The 20,702-nt window shown below is 40.7% G+C and carries 22 protein-coding genes and 1 tRNA gene; 9 read left to right on the top strand and 14 right to left on the bottom strand.

All coding sequences use genetic code 11. From position 1 onward, the window contains the following. Nucleotides 1-111: 111 nt before the first annotated feature. The 3 genes from BLS59_RS03215 to BLS59_RS03205 all read right to left on the bottom strand — a co-directional run bounded on the left by BLS59_RS03215 (nt 112) and on the right by BLS59_RS03205 (nt 2,816). Nucleotides 112-681 (bottom strand): porin family protein, encoded by a 570-nt coding sequence (locus BLS59_RS03215; protein WP_091144178.1) that lies wholly within the window; start codon nt 679-681, stop codon nt 112-114. 349 nt (nt 682-1,030) lie between these two features. Then, nucleotides 1,031-1,795, bottom strand: a complete 765-nt coding sequence (locus BLS59_RS03210; RefSeq protein ID WP_091144174.1) for a LytR/AlgR family response regulator transcription factor — start codon at nt 1,793-1,795, stop codon at nt 1,031-1,033. Continuing rightward, the gene (locus tag BLS59_RS03205) at nt 1,776-2,816 is read right to left on the bottom strand and encodes a sensor histidine kinase (RefSeq protein WP_091144171.1); all 1,041 of its coding nucleotides are present in this window, start codon (nt 2,814-2,816) and stop codon (nt 1,776-1,778) included. Before BLS59_RS03205 ends, BLS59_RS03210 begins: the two co-directional genes overlap by 20 nt. Nucleotides 2,817-3,091: 275 nt before the next feature. Here BLS59_RS03205 and BLS59_RS03200 point away from each other — a divergent pair, with 275 nt between their 5' ends. The 5 genes from BLS59_RS03200 to BLS59_RS03180 all read left to right on the top strand — a co-directional run bounded on the left by BLS59_RS03200 (nt 3,092) and on the right by BLS59_RS03180 (nt 7,614). Further along, complete coding sequence (locus tag BLS59_RS03200) at nt 3,092-3,538, top strand: DUF2141 domain-containing protein (RefSeq protein WP_091144167.1); 447 nt, start codon at nt 3,092-3,094, stop codon at nt 3,536-3,538. An 80-nt stretch (nt 3,539-3,618) separates the two neighbouring features. Continuing rightward, the gene (locus BLS59_RS03195; RefSeq protein ID WP_091145047.1) at nt 3,619-4,296 is read left to right on the top strand and encodes an NUDIX hydrolase; all 678 of its coding nucleotides are present in this window, start codon (nt 3,619-3,621) and stop codon (nt 4,294-4,296) included. Nucleotides 4,297-4,378: 82 nt separating this feature from the next. Further along, nucleotides 4,379-5,275 (top strand): NUDIX domain-containing protein, encoded by an 897-nt coding sequence (locus BLS59_RS03190; protein WP_091144165.1) that lies wholly within the window; start codon nt 4,379-4,381, stop codon nt 5,273-5,275. Between the two features lie 4 nt (nt 5,276-5,279). Continuing rightward, nucleotides 5,280-6,698: a nicotinate phosphoribosyltransferase gene (locus BLS59_RS03185; RefSeq protein WP_091144162.1), complete on the top strand. Its 1,419-nt coding sequence runs from the start codon at nt 5,280-5,282 to the stop codon at nt 6,696-6,698. Nucleotides 6,699-6,708: 10 nt separating this feature from the next. Continuing rightward, the gene (locus BLS59_RS03180; RefSeq protein ID WP_091145043.1) at nt 6,709-7,614 is read left to right on the top strand and encodes a ribose-phosphate diphosphokinase; all 906 of its coding nucleotides are present in this window, start codon (nt 6,709-6,711) and stop codon (nt 7,612-7,614) included. Here BLS59_RS03180 and BLS59_RS03175 read toward each other — a convergent pair. Next, entirely contained in the window at nt 7,611-8,645 is a 1,035-nt protein-coding gene (locus BLS59_RS03175; RefSeq protein WP_091144159.1) for a helix-turn-helix transcriptional regulator, read from the bottom strand. The genes BLS59_RS03180 and BLS59_RS03175 overlap by 4 nt on opposite strands. Before the next feature lie 188 nt (nt 8,646-8,833). Between BLS59_RS03175 and BLS59_RS03170 the strand changes: the two genes are divergently transcribed. Both BLS59_RS03170 and BLS59_RS03165 read left to right on the top strand, forming a co-directional pair. After that, nucleotides 8,834-10,288 (top strand): RtcB family protein, encoded by a 1,455-nt coding sequence (locus tag BLS59_RS03170; RefSeq protein WP_091144156.1) that lies wholly within the window; start codon nt 8,834-8,836, stop codon nt 10,286-10,288. Between the two features lie 69 nt (nt 10,289-10,357). Then, nucleotides 10,358-10,921, top strand: a complete 564-nt coding sequence (locus BLS59_RS03165; protein ID WP_091144152.1) for a hypothetical protein — start codon at nt 10,358-10,360, stop codon at nt 10,919-10,921. Here the strand turns inward: BLS59_RS03165 and BLS59_RS03160 are convergent. Further along, nucleotides 10,884-11,252: a hypothetical protein gene (locus BLS59_RS03160; protein WP_091144148.1), complete on the bottom strand. Its 369-nt coding sequence runs from the start codon at nt 11,250-11,252 to the stop codon at nt 10,884-10,886. The genes BLS59_RS03165 and BLS59_RS03160 overlap by 38 nt on opposite strands. Nucleotides 11,253-11,438: 186 nt before the next feature. Further along, nucleotides 11,439-11,512, bottom strand: a tRNA-Ile gene (locus tag BLS59_RS03155). Between the two features lie 64 nt (nt 11,513-11,576). Between BLS59_RS03155 and BLS59_RS03150 the strand changes: the two genes are divergently transcribed. Next, on the top strand, nt 11,577-12,206 hold the full coding sequence (locus tag BLS59_RS03150) for an HAD family hydrolase (protein ID WP_091144144.1): 630 nt from the start codon (nt 11,577-11,579) through the stop codon (nt 12,204-12,206). Here the strand turns inward: BLS59_RS03150 and BLS59_RS03145 are convergent. Further along, complete coding sequence (locus tag BLS59_RS03145) at nt 12,172-13,152, bottom strand: bifunctional helix-turn-helix transcriptional regulator/GNAT family N-acetyltransferase (protein ID WP_091144140.1); 981 nt, start codon at nt 13,150-13,152, stop codon at nt 12,172-12,174. The genes BLS59_RS03150 and BLS59_RS03145 overlap by 35 nt on opposite strands. Before the next feature lie 146 nt (nt 13,153-13,298). Further along, complete coding sequence (locus BLS59_RS03140; RefSeq protein WP_091144137.1) at nt 13,299-14,276, bottom strand: GlxA family transcriptional regulator; 978 nt, start codon at nt 14,274-14,276, stop codon at nt 13,299-13,301. 127 nt (nt 14,277-14,403) lie between these two features. Between BLS59_RS03140 and BLS59_RS03135 the strand changes: the two genes are divergently transcribed. Next, complete coding sequence (locus BLS59_RS03135; RefSeq protein ID WP_091144133.1) at nt 14,404-14,808, top strand: DoxX family protein; 405 nt, start codon at nt 14,404-14,406, stop codon at nt 14,806-14,808. A gap of 89 nt (nt 14,809-14,897) precedes the next feature. Here the strand turns inward: BLS59_RS03135 and BLS59_RS03130 are convergent, their stop codons facing one another. From BLS59_RS03130 to BLS59_RS03105, 6 genes are all read right to left on the bottom strand, one after another. After that, a complete protein-coding gene (locus BLS59_RS03130) occupies nt 14,898-16,346 on the bottom strand; it encodes a PQQ-dependent sugar dehydrogenase (RefSeq protein ID WP_091144130.1) in 1,449 nt (482 codons plus the stop codon). 12 nt (nt 16,347-16,358) lie between these two features. Continuing rightward, a complete protein-coding gene (locus tag BLS59_RS03125) occupies nt 16,359-16,862 on the bottom strand; it encodes an RICIN domain-containing protein (protein ID WP_091144127.1) in 504 nt (167 codons plus the stop codon). Nucleotides 16,863-17,749: 887 nt separating this feature from the next. Beyond that, nucleotides 17,750-18,508, bottom strand: a complete 759-nt coding sequence (locus BLS59_RS03120; RefSeq protein WP_091144124.1) for a hypothetical protein — start codon at nt 18,506-18,508, stop codon at nt 17,750-17,752. 9 nt (nt 18,509-18,517) lie between these two features. Next, on the bottom strand, nt 18,518-18,886 hold the full coding sequence (locus tag BLS59_RS03115; protein ID WP_091144121.1) for a GntR family transcriptional regulator: 369 nt from the start codon (nt 18,884-18,886) through the stop codon (nt 18,518-18,520). Between the two features lie 26 nt (nt 18,887-18,912). After that, nucleotides 18,913-19,809 carry a hypothetical protein gene (locus tag BLS59_RS03110; protein ID WP_091144117.1) on the bottom strand — a complete coding sequence of 299 codons (897 nt, stop codon included), beginning with the start codon at nt 19,807-19,809 and terminating at the stop codon, nt 18,913-18,915. 1 nt (nt 19,810) lies between these two features. Then, nucleotides 19,811-20,650, bottom strand: a complete 840-nt coding sequence (locus BLS59_RS03105) for an ABC transporter ATP-binding protein (protein WP_091144114.1) — start codon at nt 20,648-20,650, stop codon at nt 19,811-19,813. Nucleotides 20,651-20,702: the final 52 nt, after the last annotated feature.

The raw sequence follows: 20,702 nt of genomic DNA, 5'->3' as shown, positions 1-20,702 counted from the left end.
GTTCTCCATTTTCAACATTGGTTTTAAAAATTTCAACCATAGCGTATTTAAAGATAGATCCCGATAGAAACGAACCAGGATGATAATGAACCTAAAAGACGACCTGAACCTTTAAAAAACGTAAAAGATGTTGGCCTGGATTGTATTGTTTTTAAAATCATTGACCAGTGTGTTGCTATCAAAAACCTTTTGTATGCCGTACACATATCTTGCCCCAATTCCCAGGCCGATTTTGGATTGGTATCCTATACCTCCCACAGCACCAACATCATATTTTTTAGCAAATTTGATATCCGTTAATCCGCCAACATCTTCTTTTACTTTAAATGCTGCCTGGGCACCAGCCTCTGCATAAAAGCCAGAGTTTGTGCGGTATTTCAAAACGATAGGTACCGAAAAGTAAGATAGTTTTAAATCTTGCGTGCCAAGTTTTCCACCTTTGATCTTTGCTCCGCCGGTTGAAAACAGGAAATCTTCCTGTACCATAAAGTTGTCTGTAAATTTAAAAGCGACGGTTGCGCCGGCATTAAAACCTATCAACGGGTCTGTGGGGAAATTAGCGTTGGTGAAATTACTGACGTTTACACCGCCTTTTAAGCCAAACTCGAATTTTTGTAGTAGACTTTGGCTGAAAGATTGAGTAGATACCAGAACCAAAGCGATTAAGATTAATTTTTTCATAAATGTTTTTTTAATATATTTTCTTGTTAAAAGCAGCCGGCGACTGCCCGTTTATTAGAATCAAAGATGGTAGGTGTTGGGCTTGCTTTATTATAAAAAGTATCCGAAACGGGCAAAATAGGTTGTGAAGCGGAACATACGGGACTGAGAAATCAGAGCCGTTTGAGCGTTCTGAGAATGATTTAAATTATGGATTGTAAGGAACAAAGTATAGCGAAAATGCTAAGATATTTTAAACGCTATATCAAGGGGCAACATAAAAAGCCGCCGAGTTTACAAGATAAACATTACGTTACAAGTGCTAACCATAAGTCATATTATGGTTAGCCAATAAGCACAGAAAGTGCGATCATCCGTTGGAAAGCCAAGTGAGAAATTGCGGTGCTTTTCCTTTACTTACAATTATTTTTTCCGCGAAGGTCACGTTAAGATTTAAAGAGAGCTTTCTGGAGAAGAAACTGGAAACATCTATAATGGCTTTTCGGCATACCAAGTATTGCCTGTTGGCCCGGAAGAACGAATTGCCGCATAAACGATCCAGTTCATCCAGATTTTTGTTGGGATAAAAAGTTTTACCGGAAAATGTAAGCAAATGGGTAATTTCATTACTCAAGTAGCAGATGGCAATATCTTCCAGGTTGACTGGAATGATCTTGTCTTGGTGATAAACTAATATTGAAGCGGCGACCTGTGTGTTTTTTGCAGATAGCATTTGCATCAGAGCGTCAAATTGAGGGGTTTGGTCAGTGGAGAAAACTTTTTTTAACTGTCTGTACTTTTGAAGAGCCATATCAAGCGTTTGCCTGGTGAACGGTTTTAAAATGTAGTCTATCCCATTAGCTTTAAACGCGTCCAGGGCATATTCATCATAAGCAGTGCAAAAAATGACCGGAACGGAAATGGACTGACTCACGAATATCTCGAAACTCAGCCCGTCCCCCAATTGGATATCGCTGAAAATCAAGTCTGGATTTTCATTTGTCTTGAAATACGCAATACCCTCTTTTACTGATCTTAACTGAACTACCGTTACATGTTCGCCTATTAACTTCCTGATATTCATTTCCAGGTCGTCTGCAACAATCGCTTCATCCTCAATGATTACTATGTTCATTTGCTAACAATTTAATACTAACTGAAAATACGTCTTGCCCCTCCTCAATAATGATCTCATCCCCAGACCATAGCCTGTACCTTTCTGCAAGGTTGGCTAAGCCGTAATTAGTGGACATTACTTTTATTTTTTTCTTTTGAATATTGTTGCTAATTACCAACCTGTCGCCGTTTTGACTTATTATCACCTTGAGCGGATCTTCTGCTGTAAAATTATTGTGCTTGATGGCATTTTCCAGCAACGGCTGCAGCGAAAACGACGGGAGATAATATTCCTCCAGTGTTTCATTTGCCAAGTTGATCCTGCAATCCAAGGCGGCACCAAACCTAATCCTTTGCATGGCCAGATAGTCATAGGATAAATCGACTTCATCTTTCAGTTTAGAAACATTGGCGCTGTGGTGATAAATGGATGCCCTTAAAAAGTTGGCCATATGAACAATATAATCATCAGCAATTTGGGTGTCTTTATGGTAAAGTGCTTTCAGTGTATTAAGGGCGTTGAACAGAAAATGAGGGTGGATCTGTTGTTTTAGTACGAGGTTCATGGCTTCTGCATTAGCAGTATGTAACCTGGAAAGCTCCAGTTCACTGTACATCTTGTGTTCGTATAACAATACGGAATCATGCAACAAAGTAATAAGTGTATTAATGACAATGCCTGAACCTACAAACGCAAGAAAGGAGCCAACTCCCCAAAACGACCATTGTACGCCATCCACGTATCCAAACGCTGGCCGCAATAACAGATAAATTATGATGCTGATGGGATAAGTTAGCAGGCGCCGCAAATTGGAGAACCTTTTTGATCCGATAGGGTTGTTCTTTGCCAAAATAATCATCAGCGAAATATCCGAATACCCTACCAGTAAGATCCCGGACATCGTAAGCAAGGTATACGCTATAATGTGATGGATTGGCTTGTCGGTATTGGAGGCCACCAGGTAGAAGATAAAGCCGATAATAATCGTTTGTAACCAAGTTAACAGGCTTAAACGCTTTAGTGGTAACTTTTCTTGCATATATGCTAAGTTACTTATTAAACCGCACTGCCGTTCTGATTTTGTTCCGAAGCGGGCAAAACAGAATCTCAATGCTAAAATAACAAAGCGCAAACGGCAGACATCTTATTACACTAATAAAACACTGGCTTCGCGAGCCGTTACTGTAGGGTTTTTCATTTTCTCTATGATAGCTTTCAGGTATCATTATGCCCGGTTCCCTGAGTTTTTAGTAGCAGGGTATTACCGGCCCCGATACTTTTGCCTCATAAGTAAACGTAGTTAAATTAAAAAACATGAAAAAGACAATCGTATTAGGTATTAACTTATTGATAGGCGTGCTGTTTATTGGCTTGGCCTCGTACACACAAACGCAGCGTGAAACAGAGATCACTGTAACCGGAATTAGATCGCCCAAAGGAAAAATTCAGCTCGATGTATTTAAAGATCAGGCAAGCTATAACAATGAACAACCCTACAAAAAACTGGGATTCGACAAAAAGGCTTTAGTTAACGGTACGCTGACTATTAATTGTGAACTTGCCCCCGGAATTTATGGATTCACAATTATAGACGATGAAAACGCTAACGGTAAGATCGATAAAAACATCATTGGCATGCCAAAGGAGGGGTTCGGGTTTTCAAATTTCTTTATGCAAAAAATGAAAAAGCCCTCGTTCGATGACTTTAAAGTAGATTTAAAATCTCAGCAAAAAATAGGGATCAAGGTAAAATATATGTAAGCAAGCGTTTAGTGAAGTAAATACAATTAACCTTTACTTGCCTGCTTTGCGCAGATTGATAACTTTGCAACATGCCAGCCATGCAAAATATTAAAGTAGCTGTTGATGCCGTAGTATTTGGATATACTTCCAAGGAAGGATTGTCTGTGTTGTTGATCAAGCGTAACATCAAGCCCTTTAAAGATAGCTGGGCCCTGCCTGGGGGCTTGGTTGGCGATAATGAATCACTTGAGGAAGCCGTACAGCGCGAATTGAAGGAAGAAACCGGCGTTAATATTAATTACTTAGAGCAACTGTACAGTTTTGGTAAACCCGATCGCGATCCGCGAAACCGGGTAATATCCATTACCTACTATGGGCTGGTTAAACCAGATGCTTTTGAGCTGTATGCCGATACTGATGCTGCCGATGTGGCCTGGTTCAAAATTAAAAAACTTCCCCAACTGGCGTTTGATCATAAAGAAATCCTTATCGCAGCCCACGAGCGTTTAAAAAATAAAATGCTTTATCAACCCGTAGGTTTTGAATTACTGGAAGAAAAATTCCCATTCTCTGAACTGGAAAAACTATACATGGCTGTGCTGGATCGCCCCATCGATCGCCGGAACTTTAAAAAGAAAGTTGTAAAATTTGGTTTCCTGGAAGAAACCGCTGAGAAGCAAGCTTTGGATGGTGCCGGTCGCCCGGGTAACCTTTTCCGTTTTAACGAGCAAAAATACTTTCAGTTGCAAAAAGAAGGTATCAACTTCGAAGTATAAATCATTGAATTAAAATAAATGAAAAAATAATTTGTGTATTTGAAACGCATATTTATATTGCGTATAATTAACGCAAATTAATATGAGTACAGCCGTAATTATCGCCCGCTTCCAAACACCGTACCTGCACGAAGGGCATAAACAACTAATTGGCATGGTTAAAGAAAACCACGCTAAACTGATCATCCTGTTAGGTGTAAGCCCGATAATGGGCAGCCGGAAAAATCCCTACGATTATTACACGCGTGAAAAGATGATCAAGAAAGATAATCCCGAAGTGATCGTATTGCCGATAAGCGACCATCCCAGCGATAAAACCTGGTCTGAAAATATTGATAACTTGTTAAAAAGCGTTTTCCCTGCCGAGCAGTTTTGTTTGTTTGGAAGCCGCGACAGTTTCATTCCCTACTACTCAGGTCGGTTTGAAACTGTTGAATTGCCAGAGCATGGAGATTACAACGCTACCGAACTGCGCAAGCAATATGCCGATAAGGTTTTCGACTCTAACGATTTCCGTGCAGGTATTCTGTATGCTTATTATAACCAGTACACCAAGGTTTATCCAACGGTAGATATAGCCTGTTTCAGGAATAACAAAACAGAGATACTATTGGGCAAAAAAGCTACCAATAACAAATGGCGCTTTATCGGCGGCTTTGCCGATCCCGAAGATACCAGCTACGAAGCCGCCGCCAAACGCGAGCTGATAGAAGAGTGCGGCGAAATGGAAATTGGCGAAATGACCTACGAAACATCGCGCAAGATAAATGACTGGCGTTATCGCAACGAGGCTGATAAGATCATTACCCTGTTATTCAGCTGCGATTATATTAGTGGCTCACCCGCTGCACAGGACGATATTATAGATCTGGACTGGTTCCCGGTGGTCGATTTACCGCAGATGATAGAGAACCAAACCATTAGTCCCGAACACTTAGGGATGTTTGAAGTAATTATTACCAAATACCTTAAAAACTAATATTATGAAACGTGAAAATTTGATCCTGCTGGCTGATGCCTACAAATACGCTCACCATAAATTTTACTATCCTGGTACTACTCAAATTTACAGTTACCTGGAAAGTCGCGGCGGCATGTTTGATGAAACCATCTTCTTTGGTCTGCAATATTTTTTGAAAGAATACCTGCAAGGCCCTGCTTTCACCCAGCAGGACCTGGATGAGGCCGATGGCTTTCTGCAACAAGTATTTGGCCGCGATGATGTATTTGACAAACTCAAATTTCAATACATTCTTGATAAATACAATGGCCACCTGCCCGTGAAAATCAAAGCCATTGCAGAAGGTACCGCTGTACCCACCAGCAATGTGTTAATGACTATAGAAAACACCGACCCGGAATGCTGCTGGCTCACCAATTTTTTAGAAACACTGCTAATGCAGGTATGGTACCCATGTACAGTAGCAACCTTAAGCAATCAGATAAGGAAAGTGATTACTCAGTTCTACAATGCAACAGCAACAGAAGGCGCCGAAGCCGGGATTGATTTTATACTGAATGATTTTGGCTTCCGTGGAGTAAGCAGTGTAGAGAGCGCTAAAATTGGTGGTGCTGCACATTTAATTAACTTCAGCGGCAGCGATAATCTGGCAGGCAGCGGCATGGCTATTAATTATTACAATGCTCAAAAGGTTTACGGCCAAAGTATCCCGGCTACAGAACATAGTATTTGCACTTTACTGGGCCGTGAGGGTGAACTGGAAATTTTCAAGCACGTACTGCGTAGTTTTCCAAATGGTACCATTGCCTGCGTATCTGATAGCTTTAATATTTTTAAAGCCTGCAAAGAATACTGGGGTGACGAACTGCGCAATGAGATACTAAATCGTAAAGGTACCCTGGTGATCCGCCCTGATAGCGGCGACCCAATCATGACACTGCTGGAGATATTTAAGATCCTGTTTGAAACATTTGGTTTTACTACCAATTCCAAAGGCTACAAAGTATTGCCGCAACAAGTAAGAGTAATCCAAGGCGATGGCGTAAACTATACCGAGATCATCAATATTTACAATGCCTTAAAAGCAAATGGCATCAGCGCCGAAAATCTTGTACTGGGCATGGGCGGCGCTTTGCTGCAAAAAGTTGACCGCGATACACAAAAATTCGCCCTGAAATGCAGCAGTGCGATTATCAACGGCAGGGAAGTAGCCGTAGAAAAAAGCCCGACCGAGATGGATGCCCAGGGTAATATCATCCCAAGCTTTAAAAAGAGCAAAAGTGGCCGTTTAAAACTGGTGAAAATAAATGGCATCTTTAAAACGGTAAATGAACAGGAGCACTTGGGATTAGCAGATGAACTGCATACTGTGTTCCAAAATGGCGAATTGGTTAATACCATTACATTTGAACAGGTGAAAGCCAATGCAAACCTTAACTAATAGCAACAAGATGAAGAAAATATTATTTGCCATAAAAGGCTACGAATACTTAGCCGAAAAGGTAATGGCCTGCGGCGACTTTGAAAAAGGTGAACTGGAAGTAAGTCATTTTACCGATGGTGAGCGTTACCAAAGGATCATATCCCAAATAGAAAATAGGAATGTTATATTGATTGGCGGCACGGTAAATGATGGCGCTACTTTGGCGCTATATGATCTGGCATCTTCATTGGTTAGCTATGGAGCTAATTCATTAACGCTTGTTATCCCGTACTTTGGTTACTCTACCATGGAGCGAGCAGTATTGAGCGGCGAAATTGTAACAGCCAAAACCCGTGCCCGCTTACTGTCGGCTATTCCAAAATCAAACCGGGGCAATAAGGTTTTGTTGTTCGATCTGCATTCTGAAGGGATCCAGTATTACTTTGAGCACGATCTGTACCCGGTACATGTATACTGCAAAGATATTGTGATAAAAGCAGCGCTTGAATATGGTGGGGATAATTTTGTAATGGCCAGTACGGATGCCGGCCGGGCCAAATGGGTAGAATCGTTAGCTAATGATCTGGGCGTAAACGCCGCCTTTATCCTCAAACGCCGCCTGAAAGATGATTATACCGAGGTAAGTGCTATTAATGCTGATGTAGATGGCAAAACTGTTATTATTTACGATGATATGATCCGCTCAGGCGGTAGCATTATCAATGCGGCTAAAACGTATAAAAATGCCGGTGCCGGCGATATTTATGTAATTACCACACACGGTTTGTTCGTGAACGATGGCATCAACAAGCTAAAAGATAGTGGATTAATTAAAAAGCTGATCTGTACGGATTCGTACGCAAACACACAATATATTAATGATGAGTTTGTAGAAGTGAGAAGTCTGGCGGGATTGATTTGCGAGGCAATTTAAACCTCTTCTTTTTCTTCCGGCACCTTATAACTTTCCAATGTTTCATACACCTGTTTTTTGATCTGTTTGACCAATATTCTTGGGCCAAGTACTCGGAGCTTTGCACCGAAGCCCAATAACTCGCGCTCCAACTCAAAATTCATGATTACACGGATGCTGAATATTTTACCCTTATCGTCCTCGCTTAATAACTTTTGCGTATGATGTAAAGGTTTAGTTACTACATAGGGTGCGTTTTTAGCATCAATCCAAAACACTACTTCCACATCGCGCTGACCGGGTGATTTGGTTACGCCGATTACGTCGTTATAATAAGTGGAGAAATCGATAGTAGTATTCTCAATATAATCCTCATCGTGCGCAGTAATGGTTTGTATCCTGTCCAGCGCTAGGTTAAGCAACGGTTTATAACGCTGATGCGATACGCCCAATACGAACCACCGGTTACGATATTCCTTCAGCAGGTATCCGCTAAAGCAAAATGTACTGGCCTCACTCGCTTTGAACGATTGATAGGTTACGCACATGGTTTTTTTAGCCACGATATACTTGCGTATAACTTCTATCCACTCCAGTCCTTTCAGGTTATCATTCTTCTCAAAATCTATCACCGGTGCGCTCTGCGTTTTTTGCGAATAGATCTTATCTTCCAATTTACTCACCATTTCATTTAGATCGGTAAAATGGCTAAAGCCTTTAAACTGCTTAAGCAAATCGGATACTTCGCTCAGCACTTTCATGTCCTGTTGATTTAGCGGACTATTGGTAACACTGTAATTCTTATCGCTGTAGGTATAATACTTTTTATCAACCACCACAATCGGTGCTTCGTAACCCAGTTTATTGCTGCGCATCATCTCCATGTCTGCCTGTACGGTACGACGGCTAACACCTGTATCAATCCCTTGATATTCGTAAATAGCATCACTGCAAGCATCAATCAAGTCATCCAGCGTCCATTTTTTAAAACGGTTTTGCAGGCATTGGTCAATGGTGCGGTATCGGATCAGGGCATTGCGGTTAACAGGCATCGGTCTGAAATTTTTTGATGAATTTATAAATTATTTTTCACTGCGCAAATACGCTGCGCACTTGATGTTTCTATTTGTGCTGTCGAAAGGCCAAACCTGCTCACAAAACGCACCCTCTCTCAACTTGGGGAGAGGGGTTTTGGCTCGGAGACTTTTAATTGTTAAATGATACCTTTAGTATTGATATTATGGAAAAGGAAAAAATAGGCAACAACGAGTTAAAGGCATTAGGTATTAACGATGTGGAAGTATTGGTAAACTTTAGTCGTGTGGCTAATGGTTTGCTTAAACACAACGTAATGGCTAAACCCGAAATACTGGCCAATTTAGAAGCCTTAATTGACGACCCGATGCCTTACGCCTTAAAGAAAGGCGGTAAATTTAAAAACCTGGCCGAAGAAGTAATTGCTATGCGTAAAGATGGCAAGTTTGTAAAACAAGAACGCAGCAATTTTAAGCTGAAAGAAGAAATAGCCGACTTCCCGGTATGGGGATTGGAACATATTGAGGTAGGCGCACTGGCGCAGATGAGGACTGCTATACAATTGCCCATAGCGGTTGCCGGCGCGCTAATGCCCGATGCGCACCAGGGCTACGGTTTGCCAATAGGAGGGGTACTGGCTACAACGGCCAATACCATTATTCCCTTTGCAGTCGGGGTTGATATTGCCTGCCGTATGTGTTTAAGCATATTTGACCTGCCTGCCGAAGTTATTGATATAGAAACCGATAAGCTGAAGAATATTTTAGTTGATAACACTTATTTTGGTATAGGCTGCACTACCAAATCATACTTTGATAGCTCATTGTTTGATAGCAAAACCTGGAACGAAACCCAGGTGATCCGCAATTTGAAAGACAAAGCCTATACGCAACTGGGGACCAGCGGAACCGGGAACCACTTTGTGGAATGGGGCGAACTGACCATTGCCGAGGGTACTTTGGCCGACATCCCGGCCGGTAAATATTTGGCTTTGCTGTCACACTCCGGTTCCCGTGGATTTGGGGGTAGCGTGGCCGACTATTACAGCAAAATAGCCATGACTAAAACCAAACTCCCAGCCGAAGCCAAGCATTTAGCCTGGTTAGATTTGGATAAGGACGAAGGACAGGAATACTGGATTGCCATGAACCTGGCCGGCGAGTATGCCAGCGCCAACCACCACGAAATTCATAACAAAATTGCTCGTGCCTTAGGTGTAAAACCTATCAGCATGATAGAGAACCACCACAATTTTGCCTGGAAAGAGCAACTGGCCGATGGCACCGAAGTAATGGTCCACCGTAAAGGCGCCACCCCGGCCGGCGAAGGCGTGTTAGGCATTATCCCCGGTAGCATGAGTACACCCGGTTTCTTAGTCCGCGGCAAAGGCGATGCGGCCAGTATCAACTCCGCCAGCCACGGTGCAGGCCGGGCCATGAGCCGTAGCGCAGCTTTTAAAACTTTAGACCCGATTGCTATTGCCGCTAACCTGGTTGAGAAACGCATTACCCTTATGGGTAGTGACGTGGACGAAGCCCCAATTGCTTATAAGGATATCCATACTGTTATGGCGGCTCAAAATGATCTGGTTGAGGTATTGGCTAAGTTTGAACCGAGGATTGTAAGAATGGCGGATGCGAGGGAGAAGTCGGAGGATTAGGCTTTGGCTGCTTATTGCTCTTGTACATATAGAATACCCTATAATTTACATTACCCAATCTTAAATCGTATGACACCTGAAGAAATAAAATTAGCTCAGTACATTAACAAACTTTCAAACACTCATGTAAACTTCACTAAGTTGGGAGAAGAGATCTTATATGCGAATAATCAAGCAAGATATGTAATTGACTCATTAGCTTTTGCTGTAATTAATCGGGCTATTCAAGTGACAAATGGATACGTCACTTTAGCTAACACTAACAATTACATTGCTGCCATTCCGTTTATACGGCTCCAGTTAGATAATGCTTTGCGTTTTTTTGCGATCATGCAAGTTGTAGATGCGAACGGTTTCTTTTTATATTTTATGGATGGAAAGCCAGTTAATCAGTATAAAAGCCACACAGGAAAGAGGTTATCAGATGGTTATTTAGCGATACAGTTGGATGCTGTTTTTCCGGGTGTACTAAGATTATATAAAGAAACTTGCGACTATATTCATTTGAGCAGACAACACGTACATGCTTCAAAACATTTTGATAAATGTGAAGTAACTCTATCTGTTATGGATGTAGATAATCCAATAGATGCTTTTAGTTTAGAAGGTAGGGCTCCCGGTTATTTTCTTTGAGATAATCAATATGAGCATTAGCAAATTCAATAAGATCGATGTCCTTATTGCTGTCCCTCAAATAATCCCGCAATTCTTCACAGGTAAAAAAATCAAGCCTCGAATTGATCGCGCTGATTAAAATACGGTAATCATCAAGTGTCTCATCCAGCCATTTCAGAACAAATTTGTCCTTGATATTAAAGTCCTTGTTAATTTGTCTTTTGGAGACAAAATGGGGAGAATCAATAAACTTTCTTTCTCCTTTGTGATACACGACATACTTCACATTGAAAGTACCATCGCTCTTTTCATGGTGCGAATAAATTCTTGCACTTACGGTCGTAGCCATAATTTACAGTAATTATGACGCCAAATCCCGTTACGTATTTGTTACATGGGGGCGTCAAGTTCAACAAAAAACTATGTAAATCCCGTAACAAATATGTAACAGTGACGGTGCCGCAGGTGGTCCTAACCCGCATGTGTAAGACAAAAAAACCCGCTTATCTCTTCAGAAAGCGGGTTTTTTACTCAGTGCGCCCACCTGGGCTCGAACCAGGGACCAAAAGATTATGAGTCTTCTACTCTAACCGACTGAGCTATAGGCGCGGTTATTTGTGTTTATTTAACGGGTGCAATTTTACATATTTGCAGTCAATTTACAAAGCTCTTTATGCAAAATATCAAAAATATTATCTTCGACTACGGTAACGTTATTTTTAATATCGACTTTTTGAAAGCCCAACAGGCTTGGAACCAATTGGGTATCAACAATGCGGCCGATTTTTTTGGACATAAACAACAAGACGAAATTTTTGATAAATTTGACAGGGGCGAGGTGTCCGCCGATGAATTTAGGGCCTATATCAGGCAAAAAACGAAAAATTCGCAACTCACAAACGCCCAAATTGACGGCGCCTGGAACAGTATGTTGCTCGGAATACCGGCCGGTAACCACGAATTATTGCTGAGTTTGAAAGAAAAATACCGCGTTTTTTTACTGAGTAACATCAACGCTATTCATTATGATCATATTATGAAATATCTGAAAACCGAATTTGGGTTTGATGGTAATGATCACCTATTCGAAAAAACATACTACTCGCACCTCACCGGAAAGCGTAAGCCCGAAGTACGAATTTTTGAACAGGTGTTAAATGAAAATAACCTTAATCCCGCCGAAACCTTGTTTATTGACGATAGTCCGCAACATTTGGAAGGGGCAAAGCAATTGGGTATACAAACCTTTTTAATGACAGCGCCCGATACTATTCAGCAGTTTTTTGAAAGGGAGAACTTTTAATGATGAGTTCCATTTGGATATTGCTGCGTTCATAAGGTGAGGGGCGGCCGCCAACTTTTTGAAAACCAAGTTTGTGATACAGATTTACAGCTGGTTTTAAAATAGTATTGCTTTCCAGGTAAATTTTACCTGCTCCTAATGATCGCGCTTTTTCAATTATGGCGTTGCCAAGCAGCCATCCTATGCTTTTGCCCTGGGCCGTTGGCGACACCGCCATTTTAGCTAATTCATAATCATAAACCGGGTCGTTCATTTTTATGAGGGCACAAACGCCAACCGGTTGGTTGTTATATAAAGCTACCAATATATAGCCACCCTTATCTAAAATATATCCCTGCGGATTGTCTAAAGCTTTATAATCAGCCTCCTCCATTTTAAACCATTGTGAAATCCATTGTTCATTGAGATTTTTAAAAGCTTCCCGGTGCGTTGGGATATAATCTATGATCTGCACATAACTGCCTTCGCGGTTTTTCCGTTGCTCGCCAACTCGGGTGAGTAGTGATTTTTGTTCCAACAGAAATTCCCATTCCTCAATTGCTTTCCATAAATCATTTTCTGTTTGGGCAGTAAGCTGCTCAATGGCCGCGTTAACGTCGGCGTATTGGTCTTTAATTTTTTCGGCGATCATTTTTCCTTTCGGCGAAAGGGTCACCATATTCCTACGACCATCAGCCTTATCCTTTTTTTCGGTAATTAAACCTTGTTTAGCCATTTCGCTGACAATCTTACTTACCGAAGGATGGGAGTGACCTATCTCCTTGGCTATATCGGTAACAATCTTCGCCTCACCTTGTGACAGCACATAAAATACCGGGAACCATTTAGGTTGCAACTCAATATCATACAGTTTATAAATGTTAGCTGCATCTTCCGTTATTTTCTCTGTGAGCATCCTTAACCGGCTGCCTATTGCTAATTTCCCTGTTTTGTTAAAAAACTTCATATGTGTAATTTAATTACGTAACTGATTACGCAAATATATATTAAGTTCTATTTCTTTTCCAAATTGATGGGCTAAAATGACAGAAACTTTAAAAACAAGCCCGTAATTAAACATACAGACTTTGTTTTTAATTGGTCTTTAAATTGTTAATTTAAATATTCGCGCTGGTATTTATTCCGATAATCCATTGGCGACAGGCCTGTGATGCGCTTAAATGTATTTCGGAAAGCCTTTGTATCGGTATAGCCAACATTGTACATTACCTCGTTCACGTTATCGCGAGATCTCTCGAGGCTAACTTTGGCCGCTTCTATCTTAACACGCTGAATGTATTCGGCCACGGTATTGGCAGTTGCTTTTTTAAAGCGGCGTTCCAGATTACGGCGACCGAGGGCAAACATCGATGCCAGTTGCTCCACGCTAATTTTCTCCTGGTAATTCTTTTCAATAAATTCCTGGGCTTTTTTTATCGGATCATCTGCATGATCTTTTTGTCCCTGGAAAATAATGAACGACGATTGGTTGTCGCGTTCCATCTCAATTGCAAATACCTTTGAGCTTAATATGGCCATATCCCTGCCGGCGTATTTTTCAATAAGGTATAAAATAAGGTTGAGGTAGGAGAAAGCGCCCCCACTTGAATAAATGCCCTGTTCGTCGGTAATTATTTTTTCGGTAACCAGATTTACATCGGGGAACATTCTCCTGAAATCATTTGCGGCCATCCAATGGGTGGCACACTTTTTACCTTTTAGCAAGCCGGTTGAGGCAAGCAGAAACGCGCCCATACACAAGCTGGCAATTTCGGCACCTTTTTTATGCTGCTCAATTATCCAGGGTAAAAACTCCTTATTGTTATCAATAGCAGCGGTAATTTCACCATCAAGTGCCGGGATGATGATCAGGTCGGTTTGTTTTACGTCGGAGAAAATAACATTTGTGTTTACGGTAAAAGCTCCCCCACTAATTGGGGTTTCTTTTGACAGCCCTACCAGCTGCACATCAAACGCGGGGTCTTTACCCATCGATTTAAAAAACTGGTTAACTTGTGTAAGCAGCTGTCGCGAACCTTCAAGGCTTCCTAAAATAGCTCCCCGGGGTACCAAAATAGATATATGCTTCATGAGTAAAATTTTTTAAATTTAAGTCGTAATCAACCCTGCAAATGGCCGCATTAGCACCTTATTGCATATGCAAAATAGGCTTAATTTTACGGTAGCAAACAATTAATAGCTAAATAAATTAATCGTTATGAAAAAGACAAAAATTATTTACTGGATTTTAACCGGCCTTTTTGCATTCTTTATGTTCGGCTCTGCTATACCAGATGCGCTTTCTGTTCCTATGGCCGTTGGTGGTTTCAAGGAGATGGGATATCCCGCATACCTGGTGCCATTTTTGGGTGTTGCCAAAATATTGGGTGTTATAGCCATACTTATTCCTGGTTACCCGCGTATTAAGGAGTGGGCATATGCGGGGCTCTCGTTCGATTTGATAGGCGCAACCTACTCGGTAATATGTATTGGCAAATCAGCGCCAAACTGGGCACCTATGCTGGTTATTTTGGCCGTGGGCGCTGGCTCATATGTTTATTATCATAAAAAGCTAAAAGACGCGACAACAGCAGGCAATTTAACAACAACAGAGCTGGCATAGGCATAAGTTTTACTATTTGTTCCGGTTTTAGAATGCAAAAAGCCACTGATTACATATCAGTGGCTTTAACTTGTTTGTACTGCCATGTCTTAGGATTTATGCCTAATGCCCTTTCTGGTCTTTATCCAAATATAGTTGGCAACCTTGTCGATATCTGCTTTGCTGATAGCGCCGTTCCATGATGGCATACCCTCGTCTGTTATGCCGTTGGTGATATTTTTAATGATTGATTTTTTGTCGGCTCCGTATTTAAATTTGCCGGCAAGCAGGTTGCGGGTTTTGTCAGTTCCCTGCAAATTGTTGCCGTGGCAACTGGCACACAATTGCTGAAACATTGTGCCTGTGGTTTGCTTTGCAGCCGGTTTATTACTTTGTTTAGTAATAACCAGCTTTTGCGACGAAAGTGCGGTGTTGGCGCTCCCTGAAGGCCGCATCCGCAATATCATATCATAATGGGGGCGAGGCTGTCCTTCGCCGGGATCAATTTGTGATGTAGAAAAATAAATATAGCCATCGGGCCCGGTAACCAACGACCTGATACGGCCATATTGTTGTTTCAATAAAACCTCCTGACTGATGATCTTATCATGGTCTAACTGTATTTTAAGGATAGATTCGCCCCTTAAACAAGCTACCAGCAAATAACCCTGCAATTGTGGAAACGCTTTGGCTGAGTAAAACATAGCTTCGCCGGGGCCAATAGATGGAGTATATTCTGCCAACGGCGAGTTCATACCGTCCCGGGTATCGCGGTGATGAATTACCGGCCAGCCATAGTTTTCGCCTTTTCTAATAATGTTTACCTCATCGCCGCCGGTAGGGCCGTGCTCTGTATTAAACAGGGTGCCTGTGCGGGGTTCAAATGCGAGGCCCTGCGTATTGCGGTGTCCGTACGTCCAGATCTCTTTACGCGCGGTGTCATTGTTGAAAAATGGATTATCACTGGGGATGGTGCCATCATCATTAACCCTTAAAATTTTGCCGTTATAGGCTTTTAAATCCTGTGCCAGCGCGGGCTGGTCGGCGTCGCCCGATGTAATGTAAAGTTTTCTATCCGGACCGAAAACAAGTCGGCTACCTGTGTGGTTTTGGTTGGCCGGGATGCCTTTAAGTATGGTGAACGGATTAGTAAGCGTATCGTTTTTAAATACATAGCGGGTTATTTGCAGGCGCATTTGATTATCCTGCAGGTAATTGTTAGCTATATATACAAACCGGTTAGTCACAAAATTTGGGTGGATACACATGCCCAACAAGCCCGATTTATTGTGCAGCGGCATATCCGGTATTACGAAAGCTGGTTTTGGCAGCAATTTACCATCGCGGTAAATCCTTACACGACCAGGCCGCTCGGTAAAAAGCATGCTGTTATCGGGCAAAAAGGTAATTTGCCAGGGTACAACTAAATCCTGCGCCAGTGTATCTATTTTGTAACCATCGGCTGGGGCGGGCGAAATTACGGGCCTGCTATCATATATAAAAGCACTGCCGACAAATGCCAGCAGGCAAATTATTATTAAAATCCTTTTAGTTTTCATAGCTGCGATAGATTACATGGTAGGTGCTTGCCCGTAGATGTTCCATAACTGCTCTGTCGTACTGCGTTTTTTTGCCAATACAATGGCCGAGTTTACGCTGCCTTTGCTATCGGCGGGTGTTACGTAAAGGTCGGTTCCTTTAAGCTTTATAAGATAGGTGTCTTTTTTAACGGCTATAAACTCATATTGCTGGTTTGGAGCATCCTTAACCAAAGGCTGTTCTTCAAATGCAACATCGGCATTTGCCTCAGCCGTTGGTTGAAATGTTTTACTGGTAAGCAAATTTTGCAGCTGATAAATGTTTTTGCCGGTGCTTTGAAAATTCCAGGTCATGCACTTCCAGTTTTCTGGGTAATAGGCTACCAGGGGAGTGCCATTTTTTGAACCGGCATCTTTAATGCGCAGCAGCATACCTGTTTGTACGTTTTTAATAGCATAGTTGCCTTTAATATCCTGTGAATAGGCCTGAATAATAAGGCCAAGACAAAAGGCTGTAAGTAAATAAAATTTTTTCATAGCGGCAGGTGTGTAGGTTATTAACTGTCAATCAAACTGTTAATATACGCAATTTGTTTTCAGGAATGCAAGGTGTATGGAAATGTTGTTTTGGCACGCCTTAAATAGAAGGTTTAATAGCGTAGTTTGCCGCTTTTGATATCTGAATGGCAGTATTTGTCATGCTTTTCTGCGGGTTTGTGGCAGGTGAATTTATGCTTGTCATGCTTGGTGACAAATTGTCAAAAAATTATGCTGTAAGCTAAGGGCTTAATAATTGAGAGGGCAGGTGTGTTTTTTATCATAAAAAATTAAAAATCAAGCATGTTTTTAGCTTGTTAACCTATTTGCTGACGATAAATCTATCTTTTTTTGACTAAGACGGGGCTAAACTTGAAAATGGCAGATGTTTACGTTGTTTATTTGTAATTTTTTCGTCATCCTCATTTTTACTTTTTTAAAACTCATATTATTTTTTCGGCTTAAAAAAAATGCTGGATTAATTTTCAGAAATGATCTTTCAATTTTAGTGGATTTTAAATTTTGACAATTTTAAATTTTAACCGTTTTGCGGTCGAAAATAAAAAAGTTTTTATGGCATGTTTTTAGTCGGTGCCTACACAAGAAAACGAAATTGTTTCGCATCCTAACACTATAAAAATTAGGACTTTATGACGAAGCGACGAGCGCTTTTTTATAATTTATTAATGTTTAATTATCACTAAAAAATCATCCACATGTTAATCGTATTAGAAGTTGCAGCTTTATTAGCAGTTATTATTTTACCATTATTCCCTGCAAAAAAAGTTGCAAAATAATTAAGGTATTACATTTTATATGTAAACATAAAGATGGGGTAGCTAAATGCTTACCCATCTTTTTTTGTTTATAAGGTTTAGGTGTATTTGTTACTGAAGTTCCTTTTGCATATTGGCTGCCTTGTCTTTTATTTCGATGCTTGCCTTTTCATCTACTTTAATAGCGCGATAGTGCTGTATTGGGTGCCCGTCTATATGTAAAAGGCTTTCTGCCAATAGCGAATAATTAAAATTCTGAATTTTATTGTTGCCATAAATATATGTCTGCGCCATACCCGAGCCATATACACTCAGGTTATTTATGTACAGGTTGTTTACATTGTAAATTCCATTATAAATTACGGTAAGCTTTAATGAGTCGGCAGCAGAAGGTTTATCGGTAATGGTTGCGTAAGCGTAACTAATACTCACCGATGTTACATCTGTTGCTTTTATCTGCAGCAGGGCTTTGTCGCCGGTAGTTATGTAGGCATCCTTGGCTTTTGTAAAAAGCGAAACAAAAAGCGTATCATTTTTCACCGTAGTTCTTAACACATCGGCATATTGGGTAATAATACCTATTCGGTTTTGCGTTGATTCGCTTTTAGGATAAGTACTTGCATTACCAATGGAAACAGTTGGCATCTGGCCTTGTTCGGTTCGGGCATTCGGCGATTTTACAAGGCCATCTATAACAATGTGTTTAAAGGCGGGCAGATTTTTTTCTTCATAGTTTGAATTTATATCCGGGTAAAATTCGCTCACAAAATTACCGGCCTGGTATGATTGTTTTAACAGCGTGTTGTAGGCTAATAAAGATAACGGGATACATGTAAAAAATATGATCAGTAATTTATTGCTGGTTTTCATATTGTTGATTTAATTTTTTTGATTTATAAATTGTTCATACCCTGTTTGCAGATCGGTAACTGCAATATTCAACAGCTGCATTTTTTTATACAGCTGTGGCAAGTCTTCACTAATAAATTGGGTTCTCCGTGCTTTAAGTATGCCGGCCGCAGCGTTAGCCTGAACAAAATAGCCCATACCTCTTTTTGTATATATTATTTCCTGGTTTTGCAGGTATTCGTATGATCGCATTACGGTGTTGGGGTTTACCTCCAGCATAACGGCAAGCTCACGTACAGAGGGGATCTTTTCATCTTCCTTCCATACTTTTAGCTGTATTTTATCGCACACATAATCTGCTATTTGCAGGTATATGGCTTGTGTGTTGTTGAAATCCATGTGTGTTGTTTTTAACCGTTATTGGTTTACAATTGCTTTTCCCTAAGTCTGAACCAGGTAATTATCCATAAAAAAGGTATGGCCAGGTAAAGCAGTATATAAAATATATTGGCGTAAGGATTGGTTGCCCGGATATCATCGCTTGAGTAGGTTACGCCATTATATACTTTACTACGACCACTATTGAATATATTCAAATCCTGATATGGTGCCGAATATAGGTAATTGACATCCACCTTCCTTGGCGCATTTTCTGTACTGAGCAGCTTATTATCTCCGTTGTAAAGCTGTTCTTTCACGGTGATATTTCTTGGAACTGTGCTTCTTACAACAATTGTTTTTTCAACCATGTACGGATTAAATAATGTTATGCCTACTGTAATTACAATGGTTAATATAGTTGTTTTAATAAATATATAGCGCCTAAATACAACCGAACCAAGCAGCATAATGGCTTGTGTTATAATAAATAATGACCCCAGTTCAACGCTGTGGTTATTTGCTTTAAATACATACAAGTCGTTAAAACGACCCAAAATATCTATATCAATATAATGGGCTAATGCTATAAAGGGGTAAATCACTATTAAATAAATTGCAGGCAACATTACAAGGCCGTAAATTATGGCCGCTGTAAGTTTCTCCAGGGTTGAGGCAGGAAGTGTTAACGCCTGTATCCCTTTTACCTTCTCGTTAAACTGACTTAAAATTGTTGAAGTAAAAACAGCACCTGAAATTATTAACCCAGTGAAAAATATTATCTGCTGGGTAATGAGGGGTATTCCGCGTTTATCAAACATATTATATATAAGTACTGCGGAGATAATGCCGGCGGTTGCCAGTATACCTAATATATATAGCTGCGTATTTTCGGCCCATTGCTTGCGACATAGCAGCCAAACCCTGTGTATTGAAAATTGCATTTTATTGTTTGTTAAATTGTGAAAGCATTTGTTGTTTCTCACTTAATACAGCGTTAAAAAACATTTCCATATCAAGTCGTGATTGTTCCTTTTTAATGTTAGGTGTAATAACAGCATAGCCTTTTAGTGCACCTTCACTATAAATAGTTGTGCTAACCTCATCCAGACTCATTACCTGCTTAAAGGCCAGCTTATCGGTTATGTTTTCAACCGGTTCGTGCAGTATTATCTTTTTATCGTCTAAAATTAGTACATAGTCTATCAGGCTATCCAGATCCTTAACCTGGTGGGTGCTGATTATTATCAGTTGGTCTTCTTTTAAAACGCCCGCAATTATTTTGCGGAATTGCTTTTTAGACGGAATATCCAGCCCATTGGTTGGTTCGTCCATCAGTAATACTTTGGCTTGGGTAGCAAGCGCGAAGCTTATCATTACCTTTTTCTTTTGGCCGTAACTCATATGCTGCAATTTGTTTTCCTTCGGAATATCAAATTCGCCTAAAAAGCGGAAGAAAAGTTCATTATCAAATGTGGGATAAAACGGCGCGTAAACATCCAGGTAGCTTTTAATAGATACGTTTGGCAAGTAAATTTCTTCGGGCAGCAAATAAACCTGTTGTAAAAATTGAGGATTACGGTTGGCTGGATTATCGCCGGCTACTTTGCAGGAGCCGCTGGAAGGGAACAGCAAGCCGCATATGTTATGCAGCAGGCTTGATTTACCGGCACCGTTGCTGCCCAATAAGCCATAAATATGACCAGGCTTAAGATGCAGACTGAGGTTTTCAAGTACCAATTCTTTTTTGCGGTACCCAAAGTTAAGTTTTTCAATAGCTATCATGATTGGTTTGTGTTTTAGTGTACTACTTTAATAGTACACTGCAATTATAATA

The sequence above is a fragment of the Mucilaginibacter pineti genome (genome assembly GCF_900101875.1).
In the GTDB taxonomy this organism is placed as follows: Bacteria; Bacteroidota; Bacteroidia; order Sphingobacteriales; family Sphingobacteriaceae; genus Mucilaginibacter; species Mucilaginibacter pineti.
This window is presented reverse-complemented; position numbering and strand designations above follow the sequence as displayed.